This window comes from Microbacterium umsixpiens (genome assembly GCF_053543675.1).
Window position 1 is genome coordinate 19,271 of record NZ_JBLVOH010000027.1, and the last position, 564, is coordinate 19,834.

The window sequence follows — 564 nt, forward strand, 5'->3', positions numbered from 1 at the left end:
AGACGCGTGCGCCGGGCCGGACAATCCCGACCCTCGTCGGCTCGCCCGCCGGCGTCTCGTCGACGTCAGGCGGTGGCCAGCGGGGGCAGATGCGGGATCGGAACCGGGCGTCCGGCACGGCTCGGCGAGTGGAACCGCTGCACGTCCTCCAGAACATCCGCCGCAGACATGTAGTAGGTCGCGAGCGGCAGGTCTCGTAGCCAGACGGCCTCGACCTCGACCGTGTCGACCTGATAGATGCAGGCGACCGTGCGGCGCGAGTCATCCGCGGCGTAGCGGTGGTCGAGGATCAGCCACTCGGTATCGGTGATCTTCCTGAGCTCGAATCGGGGATCGGGCATCGTGAACATCTCAACACTCCAATCAGTCGGCCGGCATCGGCTGGCGAGGAGCGCACCGCATCCGAGGATGCAGATCCCTGCATCGTGCGGTCGAACGGGCGCCCTTTCAGCCCGCCGGATTTCATCGAAATTCTACGTCCGACCGATATGTTGCTCAACTTCCGGTGCGCGTCGTTCGCGTGAGGTCGCCGAGTGCACGGCGTGCCCGCGAGTGCACGGATCG

The 564-nt window shown here is 66.5% G+C and carries 1 protein-coding gene; it reads right to left on the reverse strand.

The window, feature by feature from the left end; all coding sequences use genetic code 11:
- Positions 1–65 precede the first annotated feature (65 nt).
- Positions 66–341: a hypothetical protein gene (locus ACNPM4_RS02865; protein WP_258134277.1), complete on the reverse strand. Its 276-nt coding sequence runs from the start codon at positions 339–341 to the stop codon at positions 66–68.
- Positions 342–564: the final 223 nt, after the last annotated feature.

Coding starts and splice junctions, on each gene's coding strand:
- ACNPM4_RS02865 (WP_258134277.1), bottom strand. CDS start 341: ATGCCCGATCCCCGATTCGAGCTCAGGAAGATCACCGATACCGAGTGG.